Origin of the sequence: Streptomyces sp. NPDC091371 (genome assembly GCF_040684275.1) — a bacterium.
Taxonomy (GTDB): Bacteria; Actinomycetota; Actinomycetes; order Streptomycetales; family Streptomycetaceae; genus Streptomyces.
This window is the reverse complement of sequence record NZ_JBFBFP010000019.1, coordinates 47,586-61,000: the sequence shown is the minus strand read 5'-3', so window position 1 is coordinate 61,000 and position 13,415 is coordinate 47,586. Positions and strand designations below refer to the sequence as shown.

The following is a 13,415-nucleotide window of genomic DNA, read 5'->3' as shown; positions in this document are numbered from 1 at the left end:
CCACTTGGCTCACGGAAAGTGACACGTGAGCGTGCCACCCCGCCCGTTTCGGGCGGGGTGGCTTGATTTGACGGGTCTCGGACACATCGCTCGAGTCAAGGCAGTGTCCTAAACACTGATCACTCGGTTAGATGAGTGTGGACACCAGAACGTCAGGGTTCGACGACCAGCCCGCGCTGAGCATGGTCAAGGTGCCGTGCGACCCCGCACAGGTCATCGTCAACCACGCCAGCTTCCGCGTGCGGCTCGCACCGAGCACGAGCGCGCGTTCCAAGCCCGCGAACGCCCCCGGCCGCGCACCCGTCCTCGGCGGCGCCGTGGTCGCTGCCGCCGGGGCCACCCGCCGCCGGGCCCCCGTCGTCTGGAGCGGCAAGTCGGCCCCCGGCGACTCCGCCGCCATGGGCGGACTCCTCCAGGCCGTACGCGAGGCCGGCCGCGGCCACGACGAGTACGGCGGCGACTACGACGGCGGAGCCACCCAGGTCATCCCGCGCATCGACCTCGCCCACGACCTCGCCGACGACACCCTCGCCACGCCGACCGTCATCGGCCAGCGCACCTACGGCGACCCCGACGAGACCCGCCCCATGGCCGCCGTACGGGGCCTGCCGTACGAGCAGCAGGCGTACGCGGGCGGCGGCCCGGGCCCCGACCACGGGGCGGACACCCGCCGCACCGCCTCCGACTCCCGCGGCCAGGCCTCGTACTACCCCGGCCGCCGCATGAACCTCGGCGTCGTCCTGCTCCCGCTGCGCTGCTTCCTCGGCTTCATCTCCATCTACGCCGGCATGGGCAAGCTGTGCGACCCCGTCTACTTCGACGGCGGCGAACGCGGCTCCATGGTCACCTGGCTGCACACCCTGCACCCCTGGGCGCTCGCCGAACCGCTGCGCGACTTCGCCCTCGCCCACCCCGTCGGCGCCGGCCTCAGCGTGGCCTTCCTCCAGGTCATCGTCGGCGTACTCACCGTCTTCGGCCTCTGGCAGCGGTTCGCCGCCTGCTTCGGCGCGCTGCTCTCCGCCGCGCTCCTGATGACGGTGAGCTGGAAGACCGTCCCCGCCTACGACGCCCCCGACATCATCTACCTCGCCGCCTGGAGCCCGCTGATCATCGCGGGCGCCCCCGTCTACTCCCTCGACGGACGCCTCGCCGGAGAGGCCTGGCGCACCCTCGGACCCCGCTCCGAGATCTGGCAGCTGCGGCGGCGCGTCCTGCGCCGCGGGGCCCTCATGGCCAGCGTCATCTGCGGGCTCACCCTGCTCGTCGGCTCCCTCCTCGGCGGTGCCGTCCGCTCCACCACCGTGGTCACCGTCCCCGGCCCCGGCCAGGCCCCGACCAACTACCTCCCCGGCCAGCCGCTGCCGGGCACCCCGGCACGGCAGCAGCCCACGCAGCAGCAGCCCGCCAAGCAGCAGCCCTCCGCCACCGCCACCGGACCCTCCGCGAAGCCCGGGGCGAGCGCCACCGACGGCCCCGCCCGGGAAACCGCCGGAACCGGCTCCCAGTCGCCCACCGCGACCAAGGGCACCACCGGCAGGTCGACCCCCCGCAGCACCCCCCGCCAGTCCACCTCCCCGAAGACCCCGACCAGCTCGGGGAGCAGCACGGGCGGCGGGACGGCGACCAAGCAGCCCGGCCTGATCGGGGGGCTCATCGGCTGAGGCCGACCGCCTCCCGCGGCACGGGGGCCCGGCGCGTGCGACGCGCCGGGCCCCTTCGCGTAGCCGCTGCCGCGTAGCCCGCCGAGTGCGCTGCCGCGCGCGGAGCACCGTAGGAACGCCGGGGACGATCCGAACGCGCGGCAAGCGCAAGGGCCTCAGGCGGCCGTGTGCGCCGCCAACTCCCTTGCGGCCTCGGCCAAGTCCTTCGCCGTGTCGATCGCCCGCCAGTAGGCCCCCTGCGGCAGCGGAAAGCCGGCCAGCCGCCGCTCGCGCGCCAGCCGCGGGAACGTCGTCCGCTCGTGGTCCCCCAAGTCCGGGAGCAGCGCCGCGAATTCGGGCCCGAAGACGTACACCCCCGCATTGACCGGATACGGCGACGGCGGCGCCTCGATGAAGTCCAGGACCTGCCCGAACTCGCTCGTCTCCACCACCCCCCACGGAATCCGCGGCCGGGCCAGCGCCAGCGTCGCCGTCGCCCCCCGCTCCTCGTGGAAGGCCGCCATCTCCCGCAGCGAGAACCGCGTCCAGACGTCCCCGTTCGTCGCGTACCAGGCACGCTCCGGGTGCGGCAGGTGCCTGGCCGCGTACTTGAGCCCGCCGCCCCGCCCGAGCGGCTCCTCCTCCACCACCGTCGTCACCCGCAACGGCAACCGGGCCCCGGCCAGCCACTCCTGGAGCACCTCGGCGAGGTGCCCGCAGGACACCACCGCGTCCGTCACCCCCTCCGAAGCCAGCCAGGCCAGCTGATGCCCGATGATCGGCACCCCCGTACCCGGGATCTCCACCATCGGCTTCGGCCGGTCGTCCGTATACGGCCGCAGCCGCGAACCCTGGCCGCCCGCCAGGACGACTGCCTGGGTGGGGGCGGTGGGCAACGCGGCTGCGGGAGGGGCGGATCGGGGGGTTTCGTTCATGAACGCCAGCGTAGGGAGGCGGCCTGCCTCAGCCCATGGAGGCGACGCCGGTCGCGTACGAGGTGTCGCACACCGGCCGCGCGAAGGACTGCGCCTTCGTCGGCCCGTACGCCTCCACCGCGGCCCGACCCAGCGCCCGCGCGATCCCCACGCAGTGCTCGGCGAGCGACGGCCGCCGGTTCACCTCCTGCTGGAGGTCGGTGAGCACGTCACCCGGCGCCTTGCCCCGCTGCAGCTCGCCGACGAGGTCGTCGCGCAGCACCTCGTGCGCGGAGCGCGGCTTCGCGGGGACGGAGACGCCCTCCGCGGAGGCGGTCAGGATCTGGGAGGAGGAAGTGTCCGCCCAGGGGACCATCGTGACCGCGAGGGTCCCGGAGAGGACCAGGACGACGGGCAGGACCAGGGCGAGGGAACGGCCGATTCGGCGGGCAGTGTGGGTCACGAGGGCGAGAGTAGCGCTCGGTGAGGATTTGGCGACATTTAGTCACCCGGTCGGGGGATGGTTCGACGTGGCTTTTCGATTTAAAGGTTGACGCGCCGGGGCCGAATGCCACGAAAAGGGGCGCCCCTTGACGGGACGCCCCTTCATCTCGCCTCGCCCGAAGGTCAGTCGGAGAGGCGCTCACCCGACGACGTCGAGAACACGTGGATCTCGCCGGCCCGCGGCACCACGTGCAGCATCGAGCCCTTCTCCGGCACCTGGCGGCCGTTCACGCGCACCACGAGGTCCTGCGAGCCCGCGGCGGACTCGGCGGAACCGTAGACGTAACCGTCGGCGCCGAGTTCCTCGACCACGTTCACGACGATGCTCAAGCCCCCCTCGCTGCCGATGTCGAAGTGCTCCGGACGCACGCCGACCGTGACGGTGCGGTCGCCCGCGTCGGCCGCGGCCGACAGCGCCTCGCGCGACACCGGGACGACGCTGTCGCCGAACTTCACGCCGCCGTCGGTGATCGGGACCTCGATCAGGTTCATGGCCGGGGAGCCGATGAAGCCGGCGACGAACAGGTTCGCGGGGCGGTCGTACATGTTGCGCGGGGTGTCGACCTGCTGGAGCAGCCCGTCCTTCAGCACGGCCACCCGGTCGCCCATGGTCATGGCCTCGACCTGGTCGTGGGTGACGTACACGGTGGTGATCCCCAGGTCCCGCTGGAGCGCGGCGATCTGCGTGCGCGTCGAGACGCGGAGCTTGGCGTCGAGGTTCGACAGCGGCTCGTCCATGAGGAACACCTGCGGCTTGCGCACGATGGCCCGGCCCATGGCGACGCGCTGACGCTGACCGCCGGAGAGCGCCTTCGGCTTCCGGTCGAGGTACTGGGTCAGGTCGAGCATCTTCGCCGCGTCCTCCACCTTGCGGCGGATGGTGGCCTTGTCCTCACCGGCGATCTTGAGCGCGAAGCCCATGTTGTCGGCGACGGACATGTGCGGGTAGAGCGCGTAGTTCTGGAACACCATCGCGATGTCCCGGTCCTTCGGCGGCAGGTGCGTGACGTCGCGGTCGCCGATGCGGATGGCACCGCCGTTGACGTCCTCCAGGCCGGCGAGCATGCGCAGCGAGGTCGACTTGCCGCAGCCGGACGGACCGACGAGGACGAGGAACTCGCCGTCCGCGATCTCCAGCTCGAGCTGGTCGACGGCGGGCTTGTCGCCGCCGGGGTACAGCCGGGTCGCCTTGTCGAAAGTGACAGAAGCCATGGTGATGAATCCCTTCTACCGGCAGGAACGTGCCGGACGATCCGAGTGGAAGGTCTAGTCCACCTAGTGGACTCCGCCCGACGGTACCGGCCGATCCACCTCCTGTCAGCACCCGCACGGCCGTGACTTCGAACTCTGTGCGATCTGTCGGACCGGGCTGCTTGGATGACGCCCATGACCGACACCCCGCGCCCCCTCGACGTCCACGAACTGATCCGCGTCCTCCCCGAGGTCCCGGTCCTGCGCGACCGCTGCCGGGCACTGGCGGCGCTGGACCGGCTGGTGGGCGCGAAGTACCGGTACTTCGACTACGACCCGGCGTGGGGTCCGGGGATCGAGGCCGCGCTGATGAACAACGGATCGGGCGACGAGTACACGGTCCTCTTCACCCCCGACGGGGTCTTCGGCCGCGGCTTCGACCACGAGTCGTGGGTGAGCCCGTACACGACCGAGGACATGGAGCTGTGGCCCGGCCTCGTGGACACCCTCCCGGAGGTCTTCCGCCCGCACCTCGACGACCCCGCCTTCTGTGACGACGGGGTGCGGGTGGCCACGGTCGTCTTCTGGCGCGAGACCGCCGACACCGCCTGGCGCGCGGGCCCGGTGGAGCTTCCGGAGGACGGCGACGACGGCACGGGCCACCTCTTCCACGTCCTGGCGGCGGGCACGCCGGAGGCGTACGCGGACTGGGCGGGGGGCTACTACGGGCGGGAGCTCGACCTGGACGCGGTGCGGCACGTCTTCGCGCTGCGGCCGCTGACGGAGGCGGTGGTGAAGGGGGTGAACCCGGAGGCGGACCCGGCGGCCGTGGCGGCGGCGATGGCCGGGACCGGGTATCCGGAAGGGGACGGGCCTTCCGTATGAGGCCGGGCGCATCGACGCACCGTCAGATCAGGATCGCGCTCGCGACGACCTCGAAGAGGTGATCGGCGCGTGGCGCGAGCGGGGGTTGATCGCCGAGCCAGGCGAGCGCTGCCACCAGCGCGAACAGATCCGTGCCGTCGATATCGGTCCGCGCCGTGCCCGCGGCCTGGGCGCGGGCGAGGAGGTGCGTGCCGGCCGCGCGCATGCTGACGCACGAAGCGTGGAGTGCGGAGTCGGGGTCCCCGAGGGCGGCCGTCATCAGCGCCACGACGCCTCGGTACTCACGCGCGTACGCGACGCAGTCGCGCAGCCAGAGGGTGAGCGCGTCCTCGGGCGAACTCGACGTTTCGAGCTCGCCCGCTCTTGCCGTCAGCTCGTCGAAGTTCGTGCGGAGCAAGGCGTCGAGCAGTGCCTCGCGCGTCGGAAAGTGACGGAGCAGCGTCGCGAGCCCCACATCGGCCCTGCGTGCGATGTCCCGCATCGACACGTCGACGCCTTGCTCGGCTATGGCGGCGCCCGCGACTGCGAGCAGGTGGTCGTGGTTCTTCCTGGCGTCGGCCCGCATCTGTCCCTCTTGACTATCCGGATCAGTGATCCATATATTCGGATCAGTGGTCCGGATAAGCCTATCCGGCGGGGCGGACGGGGGAGAACGATGCCGACACGGACGATGAGGGCGATCCGGCTGCACGAGCACGGCGGCCCTGAGGTGCTGCGTTACGAAGAGGTGCCCGTTCCCGAACCGGGCCCGGGTGAGGTGCTCGTTCGCGTTCATGCGGTCGGCGTCAATCCGCCTGACTGGTACCTGCGCGACGGGCTGACCAAACTGCCCGTGGAGCGGAGGCCGAAGGTCGTCCTGCCCATGATTCCGGGGACGGACGTCTCGGGCGTGGTGGAGGCCGTCGGCGCAGACGTGGACGGCTTCTCCGTCGGTGACGAAGTCTTCGGGCTCGTTCGCTTCCCCGGTCTGGGCGGCAGCGCGTACGCCGAGTACGTGGCCGCGCCCGCATCGGACCTGGCGCGCAAGCCGGCCGGCATCGATCACGTGCATGCCGCCGGGGTGCCCATGGCCGGGCTGACGGCGTGGCAGTTCCTGAACGAGCTCGGCCACGATCATCCGTCGCCCTTCCAGGCGGCGCCGCATCGCCCGATGGAGCTCGGAGCCGGGGCGACGGTCCTCGTCAACGGCGCCGCGGGCGGCGTAGGGCACTTCGGGCTACAGCTGGCCAAGGGGAAGGGCGCACGGGTCATCGCGGTGGCATCGGGCGTGCACGAATCGTTCCTGCGCGAACTCGGTGCCGACCGGTTCATCGACTACACCAAGAGCCGTCCCGAGGAACTCGTGCACGACGTCGACCTCGTTCTCGACACCGTCGGCGGCCGCGACAGCAATCGCTTCCTGCGCACGCTCAAGCGCGGCGGAGCCCTGTACCCGGTGTTCTTCGGCGAGTACGACGACGAGGAGACCGCGAAACTGGGGGTCACGGTCTCGGGCACCCAGGTCCGCTCGAACGGCGCGCAACTCGCCGAACTGGGAAGCCTGCTCGACGCGGGGACGGTCCGCGTCGCGATAGACAGCACGTTCGCGCTCGCGGACGCCGGGGCGGCGCACGAACGCGCAGCCCGAGGGCACATCCAGGGCAAGATCGTGCTCACGGTCGCGGCTCCCTGAAGAACCCGAGAGCGTCTTCAACGTGATGGCTTGGGGAATCGGGCTCTGTGTAGAGTGATGGCGGCTCCGCACACGGTGGGTTCGTGGGCGTGCCGTGCCCCCTTAGCTCAGCTGGCCAGAGCACCGCTCTTGTAAAGCGTAGGTCGTCGGTTCGAATCCGACAGGGGGCTCCATCCCAGGTCAGAGACTTGTTGGTCGAGGGAATCCATACAGAAACGGAAGGCCCCGGGCGCTCGCCCGGGGCCTTCCGTCGTCCTGTCAGTGGCGGCCCGAGATGCGGTCGGCCAGGCGGGCCAGGGGGGTTGTCGTCGGGCGGTGGGTGGTGGATTCCTGGCGGTCGGCCTCGCGGTAGGCGGCGTAGAGGGCCTGGACGCCGAGCCAGCGGAAGGGTTCCGGCTCCCAGCGGCGGACGCGGTGGTTGACCCAGGGGAGGGTCGTGAGGTCCGTGGCGTCGCCCAGGACCAGGTCGCGGAGGGTGCGGGCGGCGAGGTTGGCGGTGGCTACGCCCGAGCCGACGTAGCCGCCCGCCCAGCCGAGGCCGGTCGTGGCGTCCAGGGTGACCGTGGCGCACCAGTCGCGGGGGACGCCGAGCACGCCCGACCAGGCGTGGGTGATCTCCGTGCCCGTGAGCTGCGGGAAGAAGGCGAAGAGGAGGTCGCGCAGGGCGGTGATCGTGGCGGGCTGGGTGCGGCCGTCGTTGTCGGTGCGGGAGCCGAAGCGGTAGGGGACCCCGCGGCCGCCGATCGCGATGCGGTCGTCGGCGGTGCGCTGGGCGTACATGTAGGCGTGGGCCATGTCGCCGAGGACCGGGGAGTCGGACCAGCCCAGTTGGGCCCAGGTCGAGGCCGGCAGCGGGGCCGTGACGATCATCGAGGAGTTCATGGGGAGCCATGAGCGCTTCTGGCCCTTGAGGGCGGCGGTGAAGCCCTCCGTGCAGCGCAGGACGTACGGGGCGCGGACCGTGCCGTAGGGGGTGACGGCCTTGCGGGCGGCGATCTCGGTGACGGGGGTCGACTCGTGGATGACGACGCCGAGGCGTTCACAGGCGGCGGCCAGGCCCTTGACCAGCTTGAGGGGGTGGATGCGGGCGCCGTGGGGGCTCCAGCTGGAGCCGACGGCGTCGGCGATGTTGATACGGGTGCGGGTTTCCGTGGCGCCGTAGAGCTCGCGGTCGGTTTCGCCGAAGGCGAGTTCGGCTGCGTGGAAGGCCCTGAGGCGGGTGAGCTGGGCGGGGGTGCGGGCGACTTCGAGGACTCCGCCGCGGTGGACGTCGGCGTCGATGGCTTCCTTGGCGGTGACGTCGATGACCTCGGTGACGGTGTCGTTCATGGCCTGCTGGAGGCGCTGGGCGGCAGGGCGGCCGTGCAGGGCTGCGTAGCGGTCGCGGCCGGCGATGCCGTTGTAGAGCCAGCCGCCGTTGCGGCCGGAGGCCCCGTAGCCGCAGAACTTCTGCTCCAGGACGGTGACGCGCAGGTCGGGGGCGGCGGTCTTGAGGTAGTAGGCGGTCCAGAGGCCGGTGTAGCCGCCGCCGACGATGACGACGTCGGCCCTGGCGTCGGTGGTGAGGGGCGGCCGGGGTGGGGTGGCGGGGGTGGTGTGGTCGGTCGCGTACCAGAAGGAAATGCCGCCGTTGATCGTCATGGGGGAGTTGGTACACCGGCTTTCGCAGGGGTGTCCAGGGACGGGTTGTCGTGCCTTCGGGGGTGAGGGGTGGCCGGATGGTCGATGTGGGAGGGGTGGCGGGGGCCGTAGGGTGGTGGGGGTTTGGCATGTTTTCGGGTGAGAGGTTCTTTTGATGCTGGGCGTACGTGGGGCAGGGCGTGCGGGGCGGGTCGGCACGGCGGTCGCGGCGGCGGCGCTGCTCGGCGGGCTGGTCGCCGGGTGCGGGGCGGGTGAGGGGGCGTCGGCGGGTACCGCCGTGGTGCGGACCAGTCCGATCGCCGACGTGCTGGCGAAGCTGCCGGCGACGGTGGACGGGGCGAAGGTCGTGGTGGGCAGCCCGGACGCGCCGCGCACCGCGCAGGTGCTCGTGGATCCGCATTGCGGCTGGTGCGCGAAGTTCGAGGCGACGGGCGGCGAGGCGCTGCTGAAGGAGGCGGCGGCCGGCAAGGTGAAGGTGGAGTACCTGCTGGCTTCGTTCCTGGACCGGGGTGGTGCGAGCGGTTCGGCGAAGGCGGTGAACGCGCTGCGGGCGTCGGTGGACGCGGGGAAGTTCGCGGAGTACCACGCAGCGGTGTTCGCCAGTCAGCCCGAGGGGAAGTTCAGCGACGAGCTGCTGCTGGAGATCGCGGACCGGGTGCCGGGGCTGCGCGGGGCCGCCTTCGACAAGGCGGTGGCGGAGAACTCGTACGAGGGCTGGGCACGCGAGTCCGAGGAGGCCTTCGAGGCGACGGGCGTGCAGGGGACCCCGGCGGTGCTGGTGGACGGGCGGCCGGTGGGGGCGCAGGACAGGTCGATGTTCGACGCGGGGGCCTTCGCGGGGACGCTGCGGGGTGTGGGTGTGGGGTAGGTCGGGGTCAGGTCAGGTCTGGCGGGCGGGGAGGTAGAACTCCAGGGCTATGTCGTCCGGGTCCCTGAAGTTGAGGTGGCCGGCTCCGTTCGGGTCTTCGAAGACGCCGGAGTGGGAGATGTCCTGCTCGTCGAGCCGGGCTTCCCAGGCGTCGAGTGCCGCTTGGTCGGCGACGTGGAAGGCGAAGTGGTCCAGTCCGATCCGGGTCGGGTCGAACCCGTCGGACCGGTTGGTCGCCTGGTGGGTGCGGAAGCCGATGACGAGGGTGGGGGAGGCGACGGCCATGAAGGGGCCGAACTCGTCCTCGATGTCGAGAACTGTCTGTGTGTCAAACAGGCCGTTGTAGAACTCGGCGCTGCGTTTCACGTCGCTCACGGTCAGGGTGACGTGCCCGATTCCGAGGGTCTCAGGCATGGGCGGTCACCTCCTCGGGGGCTCGGGAGGTCCTTTCCTCTGTTTCGATGCTACGCCGGGCGGGTTTTGGTGTAGCGGGCATGGAATGTCCGGGCGGGCGTGCCGGGCCCGCGGGGACCGTGCGGGGATACGGTCGGTGCGTGGTCGACTTCGCGGAGATTCCGGACGAGCTGGTTCAGGCGCAGGTGCTGTGGAACGGCGATGCGGGGCGGGAGTTCATCGCCGCGCTGCCGGGGCGGGCGGAGTGCTTCCTCGAACGGTGGGGGCTGCGGCGCACGGGGCCGGTGATGCACGGGGTGACGGCGCTGGTGCTGCCGGTGGAGCGGGCCGACGGGAGCGCGGCCGCGCTGAAGCTGGTGGCGCTGGACGAGGAGACGGTGGGGGAGCCGGTCGCGCTGCGGGCATGGGCCGGGCAGGGCTGCGTGCGGCTGCTGGAGCACGACGCGGAGACGGGCGCCCTGCTGCTGGAGCGGCTGGACGAAGGGCGGGACCTGTCGGGGCTCGCGCGGCGGGACGCGCGGGGTTCCCGGGAGGCGGTGATGGTGGTCGGGGGGCTGCTGGCGCGGCTGACCTCGGTGGCGGCGCCGGCCGGGCTGCGGGGGCTCGGGGAGATCGCTGCGGGGATGCTGGAGTCCGTACCGGAGGCGGCAGGGCGGCTGGCGGACGCGGGGGAGCGGCGGCTGCTGCGGGACTGCGCGGCGGCGCTGGCGGAGGTCGCGGGGGAGCCGGGGGACCGGTTGCTGCATTGGGACTTGCACTACGACAACGTGCTGGCGGGTGGGCGGGAGCCGTGGCTGGCGATCGATCCGAAGCCGTTGTCCGGGGATCCGGGGTTCGAGTTGCTGCCGGCGATCGTGAACGAGTTCCGGGTGGAGGAGGTGCGTTGGCGGTTCGAGGCGTTGGCGGAGGCGGTGGGGGCGGACCGGGAGCGGGCGCGGGCGTGGACGTTGGGGCGGGTGCTGCAGAACTGCCTGTGGGACGTGGAGGACGAGGAGGAGCGGCTGGCGGACCGGGAGTTGGCGGTGGCGGAGGTGCTGCTGGGGCGGTGAGCGGGCGGTTTAGGGTGCGGGGATGATTCGTAGCGCTGTGGTCGCCGATGTCCCTGTCATTCACGCGATGATCCGTGAGCTCGCGGAGTACGAGAAGGTGCCGCACGAGGCGCGGGCGAGCGCGGAGCAGTTGCGGGAGGCGCTGTTCGGGGAGCGGCCGGCGGTGTTCGCGCACGTCGCGGAGTCGGCGGAGGGGGAGGTCGTCGGCTTCGCGGTGTGGTTCCTCAGCTTTTCCACGTGGCGCGGGGTGCACGGCGTCTACCTGGAGGACCTGTACGTGCGGCCGGGGGTGCGCGGGGGTGGTTACGGGAAGGCGCTGCTGCGGGAGTTGGCGCGGATCTGCGTGGAGCGCGGGTACGAGCGGCTGGAGTGGTCGGTGCTGGACTGGAACGCGCCGACGATCGCCTTCTACGAGGCCTTGGGGGCGCGGCCGCAGGAGGAGTGGTCGGTGTACCGGCTGACGGACGGGGCGTTGGCGGAGCTGGGTTCGGCGGGTTCCGCGGGTTCCGCGGGTTCCGCTTCCTAGGGTTCGAGGACGACCTTGCGGCGAGGTGCCGCGCGCCGGGGCGGAGGGGCGTTGTCGGTGGGGTGGGCCACGATGGGGGGATGGCGCGCAAGGGGCAGCAGGAGACGGTGAAGGCGGCGCGGCGGCCGGAGGTGCGGCTGCCCGGGCTGGTGGCGTGGGAAGGGGGCGGGCTGGAGCCGGACGGGGATTACGACGGGCTGGAGTTCGCGGACCTGGACCTGGCGGGGCAGGAGGGGGTCGGGGCGCGGTTCATGGACTGCGCGGTGCGGCGGTGTGTGCTGGACGAGGCGGGGCTGGCGAAGGCGCGGTTCCTGGACTCGGTGCTGGAGGGGGTCCGGGGAGTGGGGACGGACCTCGCGGGGGCGGCGCTGCGGGACGTGGAGGTCGTGGACGCCCGGCTGGGCGGGGTGCAGATGCACGGGGGCGTGCTGGAGCGGGTGGTGGTGCGGGGCGGCAAGATCGACTACCTGAACCTGCGGAAGGCACGGCTGAAGGACGTGGTCTTCGAGGGGTGCGTGCTGGTGGAGCCGGATTTCGCGGGGGCGGAGCTGGAGCGGGTGGAGTTCCGGGACTGCGCGGTGCGGGGGGCGGACTTCAGCGGGGTCCGGATGCGGGACGTGGACCTGCGGGCGGCCGCGGAGCTGGGGATCGCGCGGGGGGTGGACGCGCTCGCGGGGGCGGTGATCAGTCCGGCGCAGCTGTTCGACCTGGCTCCGGCGCTGGCCGCGCAGCTGGGGGTGAGGGTCGTTCCGTAGCCGCCGCGTCAGGCGGTGGGGGGCAGGTGCGGTTCGGCCTCGCGGTCGGGGCCGGGGAGGCCGAGGAGGCGTACGGTGCGGAGGAGCTGTTCGGGGGCGCCGTGGGCGCGCAGCCGGGCGGGGGCGTGGCGGGCGAACCAGGCGCAGAGCTCGTCGTGGAGGTCGTTGTCCTCGTCCCAGGTGGTGCCCCAGGTGGTCCACGGCACGTAGCCGTACATCAGGTCCTTTTCCCAGGTGTCGATGGTGTCGGCCAGGTGCTGGTCGGGGGCAGGGCCCTTGGCCGCTTCCCATACCGCCAGCCACGGGGCGAGGGTGCCGGAGGCCTCCCTGAGCAGCGCGAGGAGGTCGCCCGCGGGGACGGCGGGGTCCGGGGTGAGGAGGGTGTGGGCCCACCAGGCGTGCAGGAATTCCCGTACCGCCGCGCTCTGCGGGGCGGGCCACTGCTGCCAGTTGCTGCGGCTGAACGAGGTGCCGACGTTGTGGATGTCGTACGCGTACGGTCCGAGGCCGCGGGTCAGCTCGCGGGCGAACTGGGGCAGGACGCGGCGCAGCACGGCTCCGTGATCGGTCCAGTCGGGTGCGGACCAGGTGCGGTGCAGCAGGTCGGGGTCGAGTTCGGTGTCGGGGAGCTTCAGCAGGGCGAGCTCCTCGGGGCTGCCCCAGTGGCATTCGCACTGGGTTTCGTCGGCCCGGGCGGTCATGCCGCGGAAGGTGACGGCGAGGTGGTCGAGTGCCCGGTCGAGCCGGGCGCGGGCCGCCTCGGGCTCGGGCTCGGGCACGGTCATGTCCCCGTTCGTGTCCCCGTTCGTGTCCGTGCTCATGCCGGGACGCGGGGGAATTTGGCCTGGAGGGTCCAGATGGCGGGGTTGTCGGCCAGGCCCTCGTGCATGTCGATCAGGTCGGCGACGAGGTCGTGCAGGAAGTCGCGGGCCTCGCGGCGCAGCAGGCGGTGGCTGAAGGTGAGGGGGTCCTCCTCCGGCGGCATCCAGTCGGCCTCGATGTCGACCCAGCCGAAGCGGCGCTCGAAGAGCATGCGGTCCGTGGACTCGGTGAAGTCGAGTTCGGCGTACTGGCGGTGCGCGGAGCGGCTGCCGCGGGGGTCCTGGTCGAGCTGTTCGACGATGTCGCACAGCGCCCATGCGAAGTCGAGTACGGGGACCCATCCCCAGGCTGTGGACACCTCCCGGTCCTTGACGGTGTCCGCGAGGTAGACGTCCCCGCAGAACAGGTCGTGGCGCAGGGTGTGGACGTCCGCCGAGCGGTAGTCGGTCTGCGGGGGGTCCGGGAAGCGCCGGGAGAGGGAGTAGCCGATGTCGAGCACGTGATTGATGGTGTCATGGGCGGGGGGCGGCCGCG

At 71.9% G+C, this 13,415-nt stretch carries 15 protein-coding genes and 1 tRNA gene; 8 read left to right on the top strand and 8 right to left on the bottom strand.

The genetic code is table 11. From position 1 onward, the window contains the following. The first annotated feature begins 131 nt into the window (after positions 1-131). Entirely contained in the window at positions 132-1,661 is a 1,530-nt protein-coding gene (locus AB0O21_RS21510) for a DoxX family membrane protein (protein ID WP_365172788.1), read from the top strand. Positions 1,662-1,816: 155 nt separating this feature from the next. On the opposite strand, the gene AB0O21_RS21505 is transcribed toward AB0O21_RS21510, so the two are convergent. From AB0O21_RS21505 to ugpC, 3 genes are all read right to left on the bottom strand, one after another. Beyond that, positions 1,817-2,575, bottom strand: coding sequence for a nucleotidyltransferase family protein (locus AB0O21_RS21505; protein WP_365172786.1), 759 nt, complete (start codon positions 2,573-2,575; stop codon positions 1,817-1,819). Between the two features lie 28 nt (positions 2,576-2,603). Next, on the bottom strand, positions 2,604-3,017 hold the full coding sequence (locus tag AB0O21_RS21500; protein ID WP_365172785.1) for a hypothetical protein: 414 nt from the start codon (positions 3,015-3,017) through the stop codon (positions 2,604-2,606). A gap of 164 nt (positions 3,018-3,181) precedes the next feature. Beyond that, positions 3,182-4,270 (bottom strand): sn-glycerol-3-phosphate ABC transporter ATP-binding protein UgpC, encoded by a 1,089-nt coding sequence (ugpC, locus tag AB0O21_RS21495; protein WP_365172784.1) that lies wholly within the window; start codon positions 4,268-4,270, stop codon positions 3,182-3,184. A 174-nt stretch (positions 4,271-4,444) separates the two neighbouring features. On the opposite strand from ugpC, the gene AB0O21_RS21490 reads away from it, so the two are divergent. Then, positions 4,445-5,134, top strand: coding sequence for a hypothetical protein (locus AB0O21_RS21490; protein ID WP_365172783.1), 690 nt, complete (start codon positions 4,445-4,447; stop codon positions 5,132-5,134). 22 nt (positions 5,135-5,156) lie between these two features. On the opposite strand, the gene AB0O21_RS21485 is transcribed toward AB0O21_RS21490, so the two are convergent. Next, entirely contained in the window at positions 5,157-5,699 is a 543-nt protein-coding gene (locus tag AB0O21_RS21485; protein WP_365172782.1) for a helix-turn-helix domain-containing protein, read from the bottom strand. 90 nt (positions 5,700-5,789) lie between these two features. On the opposite strand from AB0O21_RS21485, the gene AB0O21_RS21480 reads away from it, so the two are divergent. After that, on the top strand, positions 5,790-6,806 hold the full coding sequence (locus tag AB0O21_RS21480) for an NADP-dependent oxidoreductase (protein ID WP_365172780.1): 1,017 nt from the start codon (positions 5,790-5,792) through the stop codon (positions 6,804-6,806). Between the two features lie 96 nt (positions 6,807-6,902). Then, positions 6,903-6,979, top strand: a tRNA-Thr gene (locus AB0O21_RS21475). A gap of 85 nt (positions 6,980-7,064) precedes the next feature. On the opposite strand, the gene AB0O21_RS21470 is transcribed toward AB0O21_RS21475, so the two are convergent. Next, positions 7,065-8,447 carry an FAD-dependent oxidoreductase gene (locus tag AB0O21_RS21470; protein ID WP_365172778.1) on the bottom strand — a complete coding sequence of 461 codons (1,383 nt, stop codon included), beginning with the start codon at positions 8,445-8,447 and terminating at the stop codon, positions 7,065-7,067. A 154-nt stretch (positions 8,448-8,601) separates the two neighbouring features. On the opposite strand from AB0O21_RS21470, the gene AB0O21_RS21465 reads away from it, so the two are divergent. Next, positions 8,602-9,315 (top strand): thioredoxin domain-containing protein, encoded by a 714-nt coding sequence (locus AB0O21_RS21465; RefSeq protein WP_365172776.1) that lies wholly within the window; start codon positions 8,602-8,604, stop codon positions 9,313-9,315. A 12-nt stretch (positions 9,316-9,327) separates the two neighbouring features. Here AB0O21_RS21465 and AB0O21_RS21460 read toward each other — a convergent pair whose 3' ends face one another. Beyond that, positions 9,328-9,729 carry a VOC family protein gene (locus tag AB0O21_RS21460; protein ID WP_365172774.1) on the bottom strand — a complete coding sequence of 134 codons (402 nt, stop codon included), beginning with the start codon at positions 9,727-9,729 and terminating at the stop codon, positions 9,328-9,330. 140 nt (positions 9,730-9,869) lie between these two features. On the opposite strand from AB0O21_RS21460, the gene AB0O21_RS21455 reads away from it, so the two are divergent. The 3 genes from AB0O21_RS21455 (at position 9,870) to AB0O21_RS21445 (ending at position 12,059) form a co-directional block, all read left to right on the top strand. Then, positions 9,870-10,778 (top strand): aminoglycoside phosphotransferase family protein, encoded by a 909-nt coding sequence (locus tag AB0O21_RS21455; protein WP_365172773.1) that lies wholly within the window; start codon positions 9,870-9,872, stop codon positions 10,776-10,778. 22 nt (positions 10,779-10,800) lie between these two features. Continuing rightward, positions 10,801-11,304 carry a GNAT family N-acetyltransferase gene (locus tag AB0O21_RS21450; protein ID WP_365172771.1) on the top strand — a complete coding sequence of 168 codons (504 nt, stop codon included), beginning with the start codon at positions 10,801-10,803 and terminating at the stop codon, positions 11,302-11,304. An 80-nt stretch (positions 11,305-11,384) separates the two neighbouring features. Then, positions 11,385-12,059, top strand: coding sequence for a pentapeptide repeat-containing protein (locus AB0O21_RS21445; RefSeq protein ID WP_365172770.1), 675 nt, complete (start codon positions 11,385-11,387; stop codon positions 12,057-12,059). Positions 12,060-12,067: 8 nt separating this feature from the next. On the opposite strand, the gene AB0O21_RS21440 is transcribed toward AB0O21_RS21445, so the two are convergent. Both AB0O21_RS21440 and AB0O21_RS21435 read right to left on the bottom strand, forming a co-directional pair. Beyond that, positions 12,068-12,880 (bottom strand): hypothetical protein, encoded by an 813-nt coding sequence (locus tag AB0O21_RS21440; protein ID WP_365172769.1) that lies wholly within the window; start codon positions 12,878-12,880, stop codon positions 12,068-12,070. After that, on the bottom strand, positions 12,877-13,380 hold the full coding sequence (locus AB0O21_RS21435; protein ID WP_365172767.1) for a hypothetical protein: 504 nt from the start codon (positions 13,378-13,380) through the stop codon (positions 12,877-12,879). Before AB0O21_RS21435 ends, AB0O21_RS21440 begins: the two co-directional genes overlap by 4 nt. Positions 13,381-13,415: the final 35 nt, after the last annotated feature.